At 47.3% G+C, this 15,572-nt stretch carries 20 protein-coding genes and 2 pseudogenes; all 22 read left to right on the top strand.

Annotated features, from left to right (window positions below):
* The first annotated feature begins 170 nt into the window (after positions 1 to 170).
* The 22 genes and pseudogenes from RE628_RS10415 (at position 171) to aroH (ending at position 15,274) form a co-directional block, all read left to right on the top strand.
* A complete protein-coding gene (locus tag RE628_RS10415; protein WP_068781831.1) occupies positions 171 to 350 on the top strand; it encodes a DUF2768 family protein in 180 nt (59 codons plus the stop codon).
* Between the two features lie 80 nt (positions 351 to 430).
* Positions 431 to 1,036 (top strand): nucleotidyltransferase domain-containing protein, encoded by a 606-nt coding sequence (locus RE628_RS10420; protein WP_375143066.1) that lies wholly within the window; start codon positions 431 to 433, stop codon positions 1,034 to 1,036.
* Positions 1,037 to 1,100: 64 nt separating this feature from the next.
* Positions 1,101 to 1,448 carry a 2Fe-2S iron-sulfur cluster-binding protein gene (locus RE628_RS10425; protein ID WP_309158625.1) on the top strand — a complete coding sequence of 116 codons (348 nt, stop codon included), beginning with the start codon at positions 1,101 to 1,103 and terminating at the stop codon, positions 1,446 to 1,448.
* Between the two features lie 17 nt (positions 1,449 to 1,465).
* On the top strand, positions 1,466 to 2,236 hold the full coding sequence (locus RE628_RS10430; RefSeq protein ID WP_309158626.1) for a YphF family lipoprotein: 771 nt from the start codon (positions 1,466 to 1,468) through the stop codon (positions 2,234 to 2,236).
* A gap of 113 nt (positions 2,237 to 2,349) precedes the next feature.
* Entirely contained in the window at positions 2,350 to 2,568 is a 219-nt protein-coding gene (locus RE628_RS10435) for a hypothetical protein (protein ID WP_309158627.1), read from the top strand.
* Positions 2,569 to 2,657: 89 nt separating this feature from the next.
* On the top strand, positions 2,658 to 4,136 hold the full coding sequence (spoIVA, locus tag RE628_RS10440) for a stage IV sporulation protein A (protein WP_309159431.1): 1,479 nt from the start codon (positions 2,658 to 2,660) through the stop codon (positions 4,134 to 4,136).
* Between the two features lie 333 nt (positions 4,137 to 4,469).
* Positions 4,470 to 4,742: an HU family DNA-binding protein gene (locus tag RE628_RS10445; protein WP_068781750.1), complete on the top strand. Its 273-nt coding sequence runs from the start codon at positions 4,470 to 4,472 to the stop codon at positions 4,740 to 4,742.
* 91 nt (positions 4,743 to 4,833) lie between these two features.
* Entirely contained in the window at positions 4,834 to 5,085 is a 252-nt protein-coding gene (gene mtrB, locus RE628_RS10450; protein ID WP_309159432.1) for a trp RNA-binding attenuation protein MtrB, read from the top strand.
* 126 nt (positions 5,086 to 5,211) lie between these two features.
* Positions 5,212 to 5,733, top strand: a complete 522-nt coding sequence (locus tag RE628_RS10455; RefSeq protein ID WP_309158628.1) for a hypothetical protein — start codon at positions 5,212 to 5,214, stop codon at positions 5,731 to 5,733.
* 221 nt (positions 5,734 to 5,954) lie between these two features.
* Positions 5,955 to 6,563, top strand: coding sequence for a heptaprenyl diphosphate synthase component 1 (locus tag RE628_RS10460; RefSeq protein WP_309158629.1), 609 nt, complete (start codon positions 5,955 to 5,957; stop codon positions 6,561 to 6,563).
* On the top strand, positions 6,560 to 6,721 hold the full coding sequence (locus RE628_RS10465) for a hypothetical protein (protein ID WP_309158630.1): 162 nt from the start codon (positions 6,560 to 6,562) through the stop codon (positions 6,719 to 6,721). The genes RE628_RS10460 and RE628_RS10465 overlap by 4 nt, the downstream gene beginning before the upstream one ends.
* Positions 6,722 to 6,736: 15 nt before the next feature.
* Positions 6,737 to 7,455: pseudogene (locus RE628_RS10470) on the top strand (demethylmenaquinone methyltransferase).
* Complete coding sequence (locus RE628_RS10475) at positions 7,455 to 8,327, top strand: UbiA-like polyprenyltransferase (protein WP_309158631.1); 873 nt, start codon at positions 7,455 to 7,457, stop codon at positions 8,325 to 8,327. The pseudogene RE628_RS10470 and the gene RE628_RS10475 overlap by 1 nt, the downstream one beginning before the upstream one ends.
* Positions 8,327 to 8,923, top strand: a pseudogene (locus tag RE628_RS10480) (UbiX family flavin prenyltransferase); the annotation flags it as partial. The gene RE628_RS10475 and the pseudogene RE628_RS10480, both read left to right, overlap by 1 nt.
* Before the next feature lie 6 nt (positions 8,924 to 8,929).
* Positions 8,930 to 9,796, top strand: coding sequence for a menaquinone biosynthesis protein (locus RE628_RS10485; RefSeq protein ID WP_309159433.1), 867 nt, complete (start codon positions 8,930 to 8,932; stop codon positions 9,794 to 9,796).
* On the top strand, positions 9,793 to 10,767 hold the full coding sequence (locus RE628_RS10490; RefSeq protein WP_309158633.1) for a polyprenyl synthetase family protein: 975 nt from the start codon (positions 9,793 to 9,795) through the stop codon (positions 10,765 to 10,767). Before RE628_RS10485 ends, RE628_RS10490 begins: the two co-directional genes overlap by 4 nt.
* A gap of 103 nt (positions 10,768 to 10,870) precedes the next feature.
* Positions 10,871 to 11,314: a nucleoside-diphosphate kinase gene (gene ndk, locus RE628_RS10495; RefSeq protein ID WP_309158635.1), complete on the top strand. Its 444-nt coding sequence runs from the start codon at positions 10,871 to 10,873 to the stop codon at positions 11,312 to 11,314.
* Positions 11,311 to 12,135, top strand: coding sequence for a CheR family methyltransferase (locus RE628_RS10500; protein WP_309159434.1), 825 nt, complete (start codon positions 11,311 to 11,313; stop codon positions 12,133 to 12,135). The genes ndk and RE628_RS10500 overlap by 4 nt, the downstream gene beginning before the upstream one ends.
* An 85-nt stretch (positions 12,136 to 12,220) precedes the next feature.
* Positions 12,221 to 12,397: a hypothetical protein gene (locus RE628_RS10505; RefSeq protein ID WP_309158636.1), complete on the top strand. Its 177-nt coding sequence runs from the start codon at positions 12,221 to 12,223 to the stop codon at positions 12,395 to 12,397.
* A 240-nt stretch (positions 12,398 to 12,637) separates the two neighbouring features.
* Positions 12,638 to 13,807: a chorismate synthase gene (gene aroC / locus RE628_RS10510; RefSeq protein WP_309158637.1), complete on the top strand. Its 1,170-nt coding sequence runs from the start codon at positions 12,638 to 12,640 to the stop codon at positions 13,805 to 13,807.
* Complete coding sequence (gene aroB, locus RE628_RS10515) at positions 13,807 to 14,910, top strand: 3-dehydroquinate synthase (protein WP_309158638.1); 1,104 nt, start codon at positions 13,807 to 13,809, stop codon at positions 14,908 to 14,910. Before aroC ends, aroB begins: the two co-directional genes overlap by 1 nt.
* Entirely contained in the window at positions 14,903 to 15,274 is a 372-nt protein-coding gene (gene aroH / locus RE628_RS10520) for a chorismate mutase (RefSeq protein WP_309158639.1), read from the top strand. Before aroB ends, aroH begins: the two co-directional genes overlap by 8 nt.
* Positions 15,275 to 15,572 lie beyond the last annotated feature (298 nt).

The raw sequence follows: 15,572 nt of genomic DNA on the forward strand, positions 1-15,572 counted from the left end.
TTTTTTGTTATTTATATTTATTCAATCGCGTAGCCTGTTTCCAGTTGAAATGCTATAATATTCATCATATGAAATTGATGGAAATTTATAGTGCGTATTCAAAAAGGTCGGTTTTCTTATCAAAAGTGGACTTTTTGAACAACCTCTTATAGGAGTGTATGAATATGGTTCTGGATGCAATGACCAAGATGTGGCTATCGATCGCAGCGATTCTTGTCATGGGCTTGTCCGTATTTCTGATTACGTTTGCAAGGACCAAGACAAAGGGGTTACTGAAGGGAATTCTCTCGCTGGTCGCTTTTGTGATTATGTTGGCGGGCTTCCTGACGGGACTTATATCAATTACATAAATCGACGGGTTCAGGCAGATTAAGGAAAGAGGGAATAACATGACGGATGGGATCAAGTCTGACACTATTAAGTATCCGGGATGATCCCCGCATTAACAGAGTTAGCTATCAGATTGCACGAAGCGGAAGGCGCTTGGATGCTGGGGGGTAGCTGTAGCTTGATGTTGCAAGGAGTAGGGATCACCGAGGCACCACGGGACATTGATGTGTATGCAGATTTATATGATGCGAGTCAAATCCATGAATTACTGCGGGATATTGCGGTAGATGAACCCCATTACGATCGTACCGAGCGGTATGTCTCTGTGTTGAGCCATTATGCTCTGGATTCGATTTCGATAGAGCTAGTGGGAGGGTTTGAGGTAAGGTCGGAAGGGGGCCTCTATAAGACGGAGATCGCTGAGGTACTTGCCTCATATGCCGTTCAGACAAAAGTACAAGGTCAGTCGCTTCAACTCATGCCTCTTGCCCATGAATTCGTCTTCAATGTACTGAGGGGCCGTCCTGACCGCTACGTTAATATTGCAGCCGTGATGCGCAAGGAACCACAGAAGCATATGCCGCTGCTAGCTGTAATTCTGCAACGAAATCTATGGTCCCGGGAACAGGTAGTAAGGATGGCTGAGCTATTGGATCAGCCATTGTTATCGTGGCCATGGCAAGAATCTGACATCAAGCCTAGATAAGTTCAACTAAGATAAATCATTAGTTCAACTTATATAGTACATCACGATAGGAGGCGAAGCGGTGATGGGACAGACACAGATAAAATTTAATCCACCGCAAAAAGTAGTAAAAGTACGTCCCGGAACAAGCGTACTACGCGCCGCCCGGGAAGCCAGAGTTCATATCACGACACGCTGCGACGGTAAGGCGGCCTGCCTGATGTGTAAGGTCAAGGTTGATCCCGAGCATGCAAATGCGCTACGGCCTCCTACGGAAGCTGAGAGACGCAAGCTTGGCTCACTGCTTGACGAAGGATACCGTTTGGCTTGTCAAGCGATCATCTGCGGCAGCGCCGAGGTCGAGCTGCCCGAGGACCCTCTGAAGGCGGCCATTAGAAAGCAACTGGAACAGCAGAAGCTGGATGATATATAAATAAAGGGGGATGCTCGTTGAGACGCTTGATACATCAAATTGTGAGCATACGATTCAGGCCCTTTCTGGTCCTGGTTATGCTTGCAAGTCTGCTAATCGTATTATCAGGATGTATGTATCCTGGTGATCAAGGGCAGGCCAATACAAGATCTTATAGGGAGAGCGTCGATCGTGTTCAACGAGCGCTTGATCAATTCCAGGCCGATACGGGCATACTGCCGATCATTACCGCCTGTCCAGAGACACCGAGGTATGAGAAATACCGAATTAATATGATTCAACTGCATGATAAGGGTTATATGGAGGAGATTCCAAACTCTGCATTTGAGCAGGGGGGAAATGTATATTTTCTTGTCTTAAATGAGGAAATAGACCCGACAGTCAAGGTCATGGATCTGTTAACGGTGCAGAAGGTCAACGATGTTCAACGGCTGGTCGACAGCTATCGCAGCAAGCATGACGGGGGCTTGCCCGTGCAAGATGGGCCAGAAGCTTATCCTGGTCTGTCCGTGGTTGATTTGAAGCTTGCTGGTGCGCAGAATTATAAGGTGAGCAGTGTCTTCTCGGGACAGGAACAACCATTTCTCATTAATGATGCGGGTAATGTCTATCTTGATTATGCGTTTGATATTATGCAGGTGATCGATACATCGAAGCTTGATCCAGAGGCGGATCAGGTGGAAGATCTTCGAACATTTTTGACTGATCATTCCTATTATGTTCCCGTCAAATCATTGCCATATATTTGGCAGAATGGTGCCCCTGTAGCTGTTGCAAATGGGGTTTAGTGGTTACTCTGTATTCATATGATGAAAACCAAATATAGGATTTTAGGAAGATTGCCAGATATTTTTTTGGCAGTCTTCTTTTTTATTCGTCATAACTAAACTCATATAATCATATGGATTTTATGTGGCGGAATCATGCCTCCATGGTATCTAGCGCGCTTCAAGTTAAAAAAATGGTTTCTCTTGATAATTCCGTCATAAATCCGCGTCTGGTACATATTATGGTACTAGTCCAAATGCATGTACGAGTTAACGCCGCTTTCGTTCAGACTCACTCCGCAGCGGTTCGCGGCGGCGGGCACGGGCAAGAGGAGCTGCCGCTCCTATTATAGCAGTAGGCGTTAAGGAACGAGAATGACGAAGCGGATGCTCTCAAGGCATTTTTCCTTCGGCAAAATTTGAGGAGGGGATATCATTGGTATTGGAGAAAGTAGACATTTATAAGGACATTGCCGAACGAACTGGAGGCGACATTTATCTCGGTGTTGTAGGAGCTGTCCGCACAGGGAAATCAACATTTATCAAGCGTTTCATGGAGACTGTCGTACTTCCGAACATCACCAACGAAGCGGATCGAGTCCGCGCTGTAGATGAACTTCCGCAGAGCGCGGCTGGGAAGACGATTATGACAACAGAGCCTAAATTTGTACCTAATAATGCGGTAAAGATCAAGGTCTCTGAAGGTCTCGAAGTGAATGTAAGATTGGTAGACTGCGTCGGATACGCGGTAGAAGGTGCTAAAGGCTATGAGGATGAGAATGGTCCGCGCATGATTTCTACGCCTTGGTTCGAAGAACCAATTCCGTTCCAGGAAGCGGCGGAAATCGGCACGCGCAAAGTCATTCAAGAGCATTCCACGCTAGGCGTTGTTGTTACAACAGACGGGACAATTGCTGACATTCCGCGTTATTCCTATGTGGACTCGGAGGAACGGGTAATCGCGGAATTGAAGGAAGTTGGCAAACCGTTCGTACTGGTGATCAACTCTACAAAACCGAATAGCGAAGAAGCCCAACAGCTTCGAGGAGAACTCGCCGCTAAATATGATATTCCGGTCATTACACTCAGTGCAGCTACGATGACTGAGGAGGACGTTACAGGCGTTCTGCGTGAGGTGCTATACGAATTCCCGGTTCATGAAGTTAACGTCAATCTGCCGAGCTGGGTTATGGTGCTGAACGAGAATCACTGGCTGCGTAGCAATTACGAGAATTCTGTACGGGATACGGTCAAGGATATCCGGCGTCTGCGGGATGTGGATCGTGTCGTCAGTAATTTTATGGAATACGACTTCATCGATAAGGCCGGGCTCAGCGGTCTCAATATGGGGCAAGGCGTGGCGGAGATTGATCTCTATGCACCGGATGACTTGTATGACCGTATCTTGATGGAGGTCGTTGGTGTTGAGATTCGCGGCAAGGATCATCTCCTTCAGCTAATGCAGGAATTTTCTCATGCGAAGAGAGAGTATGACCGCTTTGCAGAGGCGCTGGAGATGGTCAAGACAACGGGCTATGGTATTGCCGCTCCTTCGCTCGCCGAGATGGCTCTCGATGAGCCGGAGTTGATTCGTCAAGGTTCAAGATTCGGTGTGCGCCTAAAAGCAACTGCCCCATCGATTCATATGATTCGGGTCGATGTGGAATCAGAATTTGCACCGATTATCGGTACAGAGAAGCAGAGTGAAGAACTGGTTCGTTATTTGATGCAGGACTTTGAGAATGATCCGATTAAGATTTGGGAATCCGATATTTTTGGTCGCTCATTACATTCGATCGTAAGAGAAGGAATTCAGGGCAAGATTGCCATGATGCCGGATAACGCTCGTTACAAGCTTCAGGAGACACTCGGCCGCATTATCAACGAAGGCTCCGGTGGTTTGATCGCAATTATCTTGTAATCATATGTTCTAATGAGATGATCAAAAGTGAACTTTTTGAACTACATCTACTGTAAATCCAATTGAATATCTGGTTTCCTCCTCTAAGTAACCGTGTGCCGCCAATGCGCTGCATGCGGTTACTTTTTACCTATTCATGGCTTTTAGAACTTAAAGAGCTTGAAAATATTGATTTCCTGTATTACTATAAATTTGTTCCGCGTCACTGAAAAGGGTGAAAAAATCAACTTTTATCAGGTATTAACAGGGCAATAACGCGGTTTAACGTATATTCTGCGGCAAAACGGAAACACAGAATATCAGAGTAAGTATTAGTTAGGGAGGTGAATCGAAATGAATAAATCTGATTTGGTATCCAAGGTAGCTGAGAGTACAGAATTGTCCAAGAAGGATGCAACCAAAGCGGTTGACGCTGTATTCGAGGCCATTTCTGAAGCACTTCAAAGCGGAGACAAAGTACAATTGGTTGGCTTCGGTAACTTTGAAGTTCGTGAGCGTTCCGCACGTAAAGGACGCAATCCGCAAACCGGAGAGGAAATCGAAATCCCTGCGAGCAAGATCCCTGCTTTCAAACCAGGTAAAGCGCTCAAAGACGGAATTAAATAAGATTTCTACATATCTTCTTTTGCGAAAGACCGTGGGCGTTAGTTCACGGCCTTTTCTTTTAATGAGAGGTATTGAAAAGGAGCGGTTGATCATGGAGCAGCGGCATCAAGCTGATGAAGTCCCAGATGTAAATGGCGGGGATTACTTCGTCGTCAAGGCCAAGGACCAAGGCGTAACGGTCATCGGCTTAACTCGTGGCAAAGACACACGGTTTCACCATACGGAGAAGCTGGACAAGGGTGAAGTACTGATAGCGCAGTTTACCGACCACACCTCTGCTGTTAAGGTAAGAGGCAAGGCGGTTGTATATACCAAGCATGGCATCATCGATACGGAAGAGTGATTTTGTGATTGCAGGCATAGCCTGCTTTTTTCTTTGTACAATGGGAATAGGGACAGTATAAATATGTGTTTAAACAACCTATATTAGACTGTGAATTCCTTGATACAGAAGAAGGGGGATAGCCTTGTGAGACGAAAATGGCTGTTTCAACTGATCATAATATCAATTTTGAGTGTTGTCCTTTTGGTGGGACTATCCAAACTGGATGGTCTACTGCTGAACAATACGGCGGTCCATACGGTCTTTGCTGCTGGCCAGCCAGGAGAACTTAATGATGAGAATCTGGTCGATGGGTTAACTGCCCTCCACCTTCCAGTGTCGATTTCAAAGGTGGATCTAAACGGAGGGATCCTATCTGTGGATTTAAAGGTCACAGAGGATCAATTCGACAAGAGTAAACTGTATACGGGAATGGCGGAGCTCATCTCATTCGCGTTCGAACGTACAACTAACGTTGATCAGCTGTTGCTGCGCTTAGTTGCTGAAGATCGCTGGTTAGGTACAAAGTATTTGCTGCTCGCTTCGGACGTCCATAGAGATGACCTACCACAAGGTGCGTTGGAAATGCTGCGAAATACTGGGGAACAGGAGTTGTCTGATGATTTGCTGCAATGGTTCCATATTACGAAGACAAATTTATGGCGGTAGTCTGTAAATTGAGACAGGTCTTTCGTGCGCTGGGAAATAACATATGATATAATATACAAGATTATGGCATCGCTATTTTAAACGATTTGGATGCCAGTATTAGGTGCTCGGAGGCAGAGGATGAGATTTGATCGCATAACGGAACTGGCAAGAAAGTATGTTGAATATGACATGATTTCAACTCACACGGAGCTTCCGGAGTTTCCGGTACCCGTGTTCGTTTGCTTTATACCTTTCTCATGGACAGGGAGTGCGCTACACAGAAATCAGCAGAGAACTGTGCACTGGCGGCTTTTCTCGTACAGTCAGGAATGGATACGCACGATCTGATCGATCTTGACGGTGGGGAGCAACAGGAGAGCAAGATGCGCTCCAGACAGATGAAAGTGCTGGCCGGAGACTACTTCAGCAGTGTATTCTTTGCGCTGTTGGCAGGGGTCGGAGAGATCGATATGATATCGGCGATGAGCTCGGCGATTTGTGAGGTTAACTCGCTCAAGGTTAAGCTCTATACGAAGCTGAAGCAGGTGCTGTTGTCAGCCGAGGATTACCTGAAAGAGAGTACTCAGGTGAAGATGAGCCTGTTCTTGTCTTTCTCCGGATTGCTGGAGAAGTCCAAACAGAATGTATGGCGATTGCTACTTACGGAGTTAAGCCGTTGCGAGGTTGTGATGGAAGAAATGAAGCACAGCTTGAGCATACCGGAGCAGCGCCTTGGTTACGCCTACTTACATATTCTTGAGACTGGGACGTCAGAGGATAAAGAAATGCTGCGGCGCTACACCGTCGGGAACGTGAATGGGGCGCTATGCTTATTAAATACAACATGAAGGAACAATTGACTGGGCTACTGCAGCAATCCGTTGAACGGGTTCAGATGTTGATTCAAGAGTGCAGAGGGGACAAGCTCCGCGCTGAGATCGCTTCAGTTCTGGAGCCGTTTCAGACTGCACTTTCGACACAGCGCCGAACGGCGCAGGAAGGTTGAGGTGATTACCAGAACATGAGTAACGTAACTTCCAAACCGAAGGAACAATTCGTTCACTCCGTATTCGAGAGCATCGCTCCGAAATACGATATGATGAACGATCTTCTAAGCTTCCGGCGTCATAAGGCTTGGCGTAAATTTACGATGAAGAAGATGGATATGCAGCCGGGAAATACGGCGATCGATCTGTGCTGCGGCACCTGTGATTGGTCCATTAGTATGGCAGAAGCAAGTGGAGGTCAGATTACCGGGCTTGACTTCAGCGAGAATATGCTGGAATTCGGTCGCAGGAAGGTGAACGATCGCGGTCTAGACGAACGAATCTCGCTCGTACAGGGCAATGCGATGGCCCTACCATTCGAAGATAACAGCTTCGACTACGCAACGATCGGCTTTGGGCTTAGAAACGTGCCTGATCTGTATCAAGTGCTGCGCGAAATGCGCCGTGTCGTGAAGCCTGGGGGTATGGTCGTATGCCTTGAATTGTCCAAGCCGACCTGGCAGCCGTTCAAGGGTATTTATTATTTTTATTTTCAGAAGATGCTTCCTATGCTAGGCAAGCTAGTTGCTAAGAGATATGAGCAGTACAAGTGGTTGCCAGACTCGTTGGCATCGTTCCCGGGGCGGAGGAGCTTAAGGAAGCTTTCCGCGAGACGGGATTGGAACGGGTTGAGGCATATCCACTTACCGGTGGTATAGCTGCTCTACACATTGGAATCAAGGAGTCACCATAATGCTAAAAAAAACGATCACATTTCTGCAGATGATCAAATTTGAACATACTGTATTCGCATTACCTTTCGCTTTTATGGGGGCTCTGCTTGGCTCGGTCGCCATCAACCATGTGCTACCTACCTGGGCACAAATCGGATGGGTGCTCATGGCCATGTTCGGAGCGCGGAGCGCAGCGATGGGGCTAAACCGCCTGATCGACAGGGTCAGCGATGCCAAGAATCCACGGACAAAGGGGCGCGCAATCCCAGCTGGGCTGTTAAAGATTGGTGAGGTTATTGCATTTATTATTTTCTCATTTGCACTCTTATTCTGGGCGGCAGCGGAGCTGGAGCCTCTCTCTTTCAAATTGTTACCGATCGCAGTCGTGATGCTAGTGTTGTATTCCTATACTAAGCGCTTCACATGGCTCTGCCATGTTGTGCTTGGGCTTACGGTTGCTTTAGCCCCTCTAGGTGGCTGGGCAGCGGTAACTGGCAAGGTCGATGCTTCAGCTATCATCCTTTATCTGACGATTTCCTTCTGGATCGCCGGATTTGATATTATTTATGCTTGTCAGGATGTAGAATTCGATGCAAAGGAAGGGCTTTATTCGATTCCAGTGAAATTCGGAGTAGCGGGTGCACTCAAAATCGCTAAGGCCTTCCATATTGCTACCGCAATCGGTTTTGTATTGCTCTTGTTCATGGCCAATCTAGGCTGGTGGTACATCGCTGGTATGGTTATCGCTTATCTGATTCTGTTCTACGAGCATCATATCGTGTCACCTACGGATCTCAGCCGTCTGCAGACTGCGTTCTTCAATATGAATGGCGTCCTGAGCATTGTTGTCTTCACCTTTACGCTGATCGATTTGGTGGTGCAGAGCCGCTAATGAATCAGATTAGACGCAAAGCAATGGTTGTGGGCATCACAGGAGCAAGCGGATCGATCTATGGGGTGAAGCTGATCCAGACCTTGCTCGGGATCGGTTATGATGTTCATCTGGTCGTTTCGAATGCCGGCTGGCGGGTGATTAAGGAAGAACTCGGTTGGGATGTGTCAGATCGCAATCGGGTTGTTGAAGAACACTTTGCCGGTTATACGGGAGATTGTATTTACCACCCGGTTAGTGATATCGGAGCTTCAATTGCTAGCGGGTCTTTTCTGGTGGAAGGGATGATCATCATGCCTTGCTCAATGGGCACCTTGTCGTCGATCGCCTGTGGCGCATCTGATAACCTGATGGCCCGGGCAGCTGATGTTATGCTGAAGGAAGCTCGTCCGCTCGTGCTTGTTCCACGGGAGACACCGCTCCATGCCATCCATCTAGAGAATATGTTGAAGCTGGCCAGGCTAGGAGTAAGAATGATTCCTGCTATGCCTGCGTTTTATTTTGGCCCTACCAGTATTGATGATTTAGTATCCTTCCTGGTGGGGAAAGTTCTAGACAATTTAAGAATTGAACACACTCTGTTTACGAGATGGGGGATCACAATGAACAACCGGGAGAATGAAGATATCCTCATTGGTAAAATAAAATATACAAACTGTTGGCCGATGTTCCATCACTTTAAACCGGATGCTCTATCACAGAAGTCAAGGCTCGTTACGGAAGTGCCGTCAATATTGAATCGTAGGATGCTTGAGGGATCGCTGGATATTTCACCGGTCTTTTCCTTTGCTTTTGGATATGGTGCGGAACAGTTCGTTCTGCTGCCGGACCTGTCGGTTAGCTCTAACGGACAGGTTAATTCCATTTTGCTCTTCTCGCGCAAGCCGCCGGAACAAATCCGGAACGGAGTTATCGCGTTGACGAATACTTCGGCTACATCGGTAAACCTATTGAAGATCATCATGGAGAAAGCGTATGGAGGGAGCCCAACCTATTGGGACAGCGAGCCTGATCTGGATCTTATGATGGCAAATAGCGATGCCGCCTTGCTGATCGGAGATAACGCCATTTCGGCCTCCTGGTCAAATGAGGAGTTTATCGTCACGGATCTAGGGGAAGTCTGGAAACAGTGGACAGGTTATGGGATGACCTTTGCCGTATGGGCGGTTCAGAGATCATTCGCAGAAGACCAACCAGAGCTGCTTACTGAAGTAAGCCGTGCTTTTCAGGAGAGTAAGCATCAAAGCCTTAGAGATTTGTCACCACTGGTTGAAGAGGCGTGCAGTGAAATCGGGGGCACGCGGGAATACTGGCGACATTATTTTAATAACTTAAGCTATGATTTTAATGAGCCAATGCAAAAAGGATTAGCCATGTACTTCTCATATGCTTATGAGTTGGGGCTCTTGAAGCACAAGGTTCAAATGAATGTATGGAATGAGAATATGCTGACACGGGTGAAAGAATGAAGCTAATAGACATTTTCGGCACGCTGAAAAAGGATATGGATTTTATTGAAAAGCAGCTGTACAACAGTATCGAAGGCGGCGACAAGCTACTGAGTGAGACGAGCCTTCATTTGCTAAAGGCGGGTGGTAAGCGACTTCGCCCTGTATTTGTTTTGCTCGGCGGGAAGTTCGGACAATATGATCTGGAGAAGTTGCAGCATGTGGCTGTACCACTGGAACTAATCCATTCCGCTTCTCTCGTCCATGACGATGTCATTGATGATGCGGGGACACGTAGAGGCAAGCCTACAGTCAAGGCGAAATGGGATAATAAAATCGCAATGTATACAGGCGATTACATATATGCAAGAGCTTTGATGATTGCTACTGAATTGAAAAATCCGGAGATTCATCGGATTCTCGCTAAAGCGATGGTTCAGATGTCGATAGGCGAAATGGAGCAGATCCGTGACTTTTTCAATACGGATCAATCGGTACGCCATTACTTACTAAGAATCCGCCGCAAGACGGCGCTTCTTATCGCTATCAGCTGTCAACTGGGAGCCCTTGCTGCAGAGGCCCCTAAAGAGGTGCACTCGCTGCTGTATCAATACGGATACAATGTCGGAATGGCCTTTCAAATTCGCGACGATCTGCTTGATCTGTGTGGCACCGAGAAGACGATTGGCAAACCACCCGGCAGTGATATGCGGCAGGGTAATATTACATTACCGGTCATCTATGCGCTACAGGAGGAGAAGCTACGGGAACCGCTGCTCGCGGAAATTCGCGGAATTCATGCCGCCGACGGAAGCGGAGATGTGTCCAAGGCAATCGAGATGATCGTCTCAAGCAATGGGATTACCCGTGCCGAACAGCTAGCAGATCGCTTTATAGATAAGGCGATGGATGCTTTGGCAGGGTTACCGGAAATAAAGCCAAGAAACCATCTGAAAGAAATAGCTTTATTTATTAACAGACGTACCTATTGATACCCCTTAACGGAATGCCACTTTTCTGATAAAATACGAATGAAACCGCTATCTATATCTTTGATCATGAACAAATGACATTGTAAAATCGGGGGAGATTGCCTTGGAACGTACTTTTTTAATGGTAAAACCGGATGGAGTACAACGCGGACTCATTGGTAGAATTATTAGCAGATTTGAAGACAAAGGTTTCAAGTTGGTATCCGGTAAGCTGGTTCAAGTTACTGAAGAGCAAGCCAAACGTCACTACGCCGAGCATGAAAGCAAGAACTTCTTCGGTGAATTGGTTGACTTTATTACGTCCGGTCCTGTATTTGCCATGGTCTGGGAGGGTGATGATGTCATCGCTCTGTCAAGGCTCGTTATCGGTAAGACGAAGGTAACAGAGGCGCTTCCAGGTACGATTCGAGGTGACTTTGCGGCTCACACGCCGTTTAATTTGATTCATGGTTCTGATGGCCTTGAGAGCGCAGAGCGGGAGATCGCTAACTTCTTCGAACCGGAAGAACTTCTCGGTTATCAGAAGACAATTGCCTCATGGATATGAATCAACTCGGATTTGGCGCACTTCAGACAGAACCAACAGATCATGATGCTGCCGATTATGCGGGTTTCATTCAAAATGTAAAGAAAAGCACTGGTATCGATTTGGCACAATACAAAGAAGCGCAAATGAAACGGCGTCTAACGACGCTGCGCAATAAGAACGGATATTCAACGTTCACTGCTTTCTTTAAGGCGATGATGGAGAATAAGGCTCTGTTCTATGAGTTCCTGGACAAGATGACGATCAATGTGTCCGAATTCTGGCGTAACCCGAACCGCTGGGAGGTTCTGCGTGACAAGGTGCTGCCTGTGCTCGGCGATGGAAGATCGCGACTCAGGATATGGAGCGCTGCTTGTTCAACCGGAGAGGAACCTTACACGCTGGCGATGATCCTCGCTGATAAAGGGCTGCTGCAGAGTACATATTTGCTGGCAACGGACATTGATGAAGGGGCGTTATCCAAGGCGGCGCAAGGCTTATATCTGGAACGCTCTCTCAAGGATGTTCCGGCTGACGTAAGTAAGCGGTACTTCACTCAGGATGGCATGATGTATCGATTCGACGAAGGTCTCAAGAAGCATGTAACCTTTAAGAAGCAGAACATGCTTGCCGATTCTTTTGAGGAAGGCTTTGATCTGATCGTATGCCGCAATGTGATGATCTATTTTACGGAAGAGGCAAAGCATGAGCTGTACCATAAATTTGCCCGTTCATTAAGGCCGGGTGGTGTTCTCTTCGTTGGTAGTACAGAGCAGATCTTCTCGCCTGGTCAATATGACCTGGAGACGTCGGAGACTTTCTTCTACCGCAAAAAAGCTTGATTCCACGCAGTATATTCCTGACTCTCTTATCCGATAATGAGAGTATCAGAGGTAGCACGATTAGGTATCACGTGGAGGTCAGCTTATGGACAAGAGAAAGGTGATTAACGCATATCGACGTGGGTTCCTTACCCCGCAGGAATGCGCTCAGGTACTAGGGATTGAGAGGAAACAGCTCGACGATTTGCTTGCGAACGGCGCAGAAGATTTGTATGGGCATTCTTCTGCTACCGCTGGGCATAGAAAGTCGGCAACGAAATAAACGAAAAACGCACCATCCTTCTGTAAATTGAAGGGGGTGCGTTTTGTTATAGTGAAATCAAAAGATCGATCTCCTATATAGTCACATTTCGATGGAGATGCTAGAATAGAATCTAACTTCGATCAGGTTGCTCTTTGTAGCCTAACGGTTTTCTTGTCAAACAGAAAGATCATATACTATAATGAGTAATTATCGGATTTTAGTTCTTTACAGTTTAACAGTTTAAAGGGGGAACGCAGCATGACATTGCGTTATTTAACGGCTGGGGAGACACATGGTCCTCAGTTGACTGCTATTATCGAGGGATTGCCTAGCAATCTGCAGCTGGATTTCGAGGCGCTTAATTATGAACTCGCACGCCGTCAGAAGGGCTATGGCCGTGGCAGACGGATGCAAATCGAGAAGGATACCGCCAATATTGTGGGTGGCGTTCGCCATGGATATACGACCGGTGCACCCGTCGCTATTGTAGTTGAGAATAATGACTGGACGCATTGGCGCAACATTATGAATATTGAGCCTATTGAAGGCACTGACGAAGAGAAACGCCGGGTTCACCGGCCTTGTCCTGGTCACGCTGACTTGAATGGCGGACTGAAATATGATCTGAAGGATCTGCGTAATGTGCTAGAACGCTCCAGTGCACGCGAGACCGCTGTCCGTGTCGCTGTTGGCGCAATTGCCAAACAGTTCCTCGGTCACTTTGGCATTAAGATCGGCGGTCAGGTGAAGAGAATCGGTGAGATCGAAGCGCCTCCTCATCAATTGTCGCTGGATGAGCTGATAGAGATTACTGAACAGTCCTCTGTGCGTGTAGCGGATAAGGCTACAGAGAAGAAGATGGAGGAATATATCGATAAAATTAAGGCTGAAGGCGATTCAATCGGCGGAATCGTTGAATGTATCGTGGAAGGCGTGCCAGTTGGACTCGGTAGTCATGTGCAATACGACCGCAAGCTGGATGGACGAATCGCTCAAGCGGTTATGTCGATTAATGCTTTCAAAGGTGTAGAGATTGGGATTGGCTTTGAGGCAGGCACGATACCTGGTTCTAAGGTACATGATGAAATTCTATACAGTGAAGAACATGGATACTACCGGGCGAGCAACCGTCTCGGCGGCTTCGAAGGCGGTATGACGAACGGCATGCCCGTTGTTGTACGTGGCGTAATGAAGCCAATCCCGACGCTATATAAACCGCTGCAAAGCGTGGATATCGATACGAAAGAGCCCTTCACGGCTCAGGTAGAGCGTTCTGATGCTTGTGCTGTTCCTGCTGCAAGCGTGGTGCTTGAGCATGTTGTAGCCTGGGAAGTTGCGAAGGCGTTCTTGGAGAAATTCGGTGGCGATTCCATCGAGGAGATTGAACGCAATTATAAGGGCTACCTGGCTCAGCTGGAGGCCTACTAATGAGAACGCTGGAAGTAGATTTGGGAGATCGATCCTACCCGATCTATATTGGCGGAGGCTTGTTGGAACAAGCGGGCGATTATTTTGAACGGCATGGGCTATCGAAGAAGAGTCCGGTGCTAATCGTTACAGATGATAATGTGGCGCCTCTTCATTTGGCGAAGGTTGAAGTCTCGCTACAGTCCTGCGGCTACCGAGCCGTTCATCATATTGTCCAGGCCGGAGAACCCTCAAAGTCACTTGTTGTATTCGAGGAAGTGATGACGACGGCGATCGAGAACGGACTAGACCGTAAATCGACTGTCATTGCCCTCGGTGGTGGAGTAGTCGGTGATTTGGCAGGCTTCGTTGCCGCCTCTTACATGCGAGGTGTCAATTTCGTGCAGATGCCGACGACGATTCTAGCTCATGACAGCAGCGTTGGAGGAAAGGTAGCGGTCAACCATCGCTTAGCTAAAAATATGATCGGTGCTTTCTATCAGCCTGAGATGGTTCTCTATGATGTTAGTTCTTTGCAGACTCTGCCGGATCGCGAAATTCGTGCTGGCTTGGCTGAGATGGTGAAGCATGGCTTGATCTGGGACGAACAGTTCGCAGTCTGGTGTGAGGACAATACTGATAAATTGCTGTCGCTGGACCCGGAAGCTTTGGAATATGGATTGATTCAGGGCTGTGGAATTAAAGCGAAGGTTGTAGCAGCCGATGAGCGGGAGCAAGGACTTCGCGCGATCCTCAATCTCGGCCATACGCTTGGCCATGCGATTGAGGCAACCGGAGGCTATGGTGAGTATTTGCATGGTGAGGCCATCTCCATTGGTATGGCCGCTTCAGCCTTGATTGCCGTTCATCGCGGCAAAGAGGAAGCACTTTATGAGAAGACAATAGAGCTTCTGCAAGGCTTTGGACTTCCAATAGCCATGCCAGAGCATTTGGACGAAGAGCAACTGATCTCGGCCATGATGCATGACAAGAAGTTTACAGAGAACAAAATAGTATTCGTACTCCCGGTTCAAATTGGAAAAGTGGAAATCGTCTCCGATGTGACACTAGATGAGGTGCGCCGGGTTATCAAGGAATTGAAAGGGGAAAGACAGAATGTATAATCGCGGCATCCGCGGAGCAACGACGGTAGCTCATAACGAAGAACAAGAAATACTGGACGCTACTGCAGAGCTATTGAAAAAAGTCGTCGCTGCCAACGAGATTTTGCCTGAGGATATTTGCAGCGTTTGGATTACTGTTACGCCGGATCTTGATGCTGTTTTTCCTGCTAAGGCAATTCGTGTGCTGCAGGGCTGGGATATGGTTCCGCTGATGTGTTCGACCGAGATTCCGGTAAAGAACGCGCTTCCGAAGTGCATCCGATTGTTGATTCATGTAAATACGAATAAGACACAACGGGAAATGAAGCATATCTATATGAATGAGGCTAGAAGCCTTCGTCCAGATATCAGCGGGCAAGCTTAATACCCGAATGTTGTTTGGATTAGGTAAAAAAAGAAAGTTGCCAACTGGCAAAGAATCATGTATATTAATTTTAAGATTTTGGTTAAGAATGGTTTTTGAGCTGAGTAGAGTTGAGATGAGCAGAGCAGAGTTTAGCTGAGAGAATAGTCTGGTTCAGATAGTATGTCTGAATAGTTAGGATATACAGAAGAATGAATCTATGGGTAACTTATGTGCGGGACAGGTGTATTTTCTGTTCCATGGGAAGTTATAAGACCACGTTTGTTTAGGGACTTGTAATTTCTGTGACCCTCATTCC

This window comes from Paenibacillus sp. D2_2 (assembly GCF_031199965.1).
Taxonomy (GTDB): Bacteria; Bacillota; Bacilli; order Paenibacillales; family Paenibacillaceae; genus Fontibacillus.

Excerpts from the sequence above, each read along its gene's own strand:
- aroH (WP_309158639.1), top strand. The coding sequence starts at position 14,903 with ATGTATAATCGCGGCATCCGCGGAGCAACGACGGTAGCTCATAACGAA.
- aroC (WP_309158637.1), top strand. The coding sequence starts at position 12,638 with ATGACATTGCGTTATTTAACGGCTGGGGAGACACATGGTCCTCAGTTG.
- RE628_RS10485 (WP_309159433.1), top strand. The coding sequence starts at position 8,930 with ATGAACAACCGGGAGAATGAAGATATCCTCATTGGTAAAATAAAATAT.
- RE628_RS10445 (WP_068781750.1), top strand. The coding sequence starts at position 4,470 with ATGAATAAATCTGATTTGGTATCCAAGGTAGCTGAGAGTACAGAATTG.
- RE628_RS10435 (WP_309158627.1), top strand. The coding sequence starts at position 2,350 with ATGGATTTTATGTGGCGGAATCATGCCTCCATGGTATCTAGCGCGCTT.
- RE628_RS10505 (WP_309158636.1), top strand. The coding sequence starts at position 12,221 with ATGGACAAGAGAAAGGTGATTAACGCATATCGACGTGGGTTCCTTACC.
- RE628_RS10425 (WP_309158625.1), top strand. The coding sequence starts at position 1,101 with ATGGGACAGACACAGATAAAATTTAATCCACCGCAAAAAGTAGTAAAA.
- mtrB (WP_309159432.1), top strand. The coding sequence starts at position 4,834 with ATGGAGCAGCGGCATCAAGCTGATGAAGTCCCAGATGTAAATGGCGGG.
- RE628_RS10490 (WP_309158633.1), top strand. The coding sequence starts at position 9,793 with ATGAAGCTAATAGACATTTTCGGCACGCTGAAAAAGGATATGGATTTT.
- RE628_RS10420 (WP_375143066.1), top strand. The coding sequence starts at position 431 with ATGATCCCCGCATTAACAGAGTTAGCTATCAGATTGCACGAAGCGGAA.
- RE628_RS10475 (WP_309158631.1), top strand. The coding sequence starts at position 7,455 with ATGCTAAAAAAAACGATCACATTTCTGCAGATGATCAAATTTGAACAT.
- RE628_RS10465 (WP_309158630.1), top strand. The coding sequence starts at position 6,560 with ATGAAGGAACAATTGACTGGGCTACTGCAGCAATCCGTTGAACGGGTT.
- RE628_RS10500 (WP_309159434.1), top strand. The coding sequence starts at position 11,311 with ATGAATCAACTCGGATTTGGCGCACTTCAGACAGAACCAACAGATCAT.
- aroB (WP_309158638.1), top strand. The coding sequence starts at position 13,807 with ATGAGAACGCTGGAAGTAGATTTGGGAGATCGATCCTACCCGATCTAT.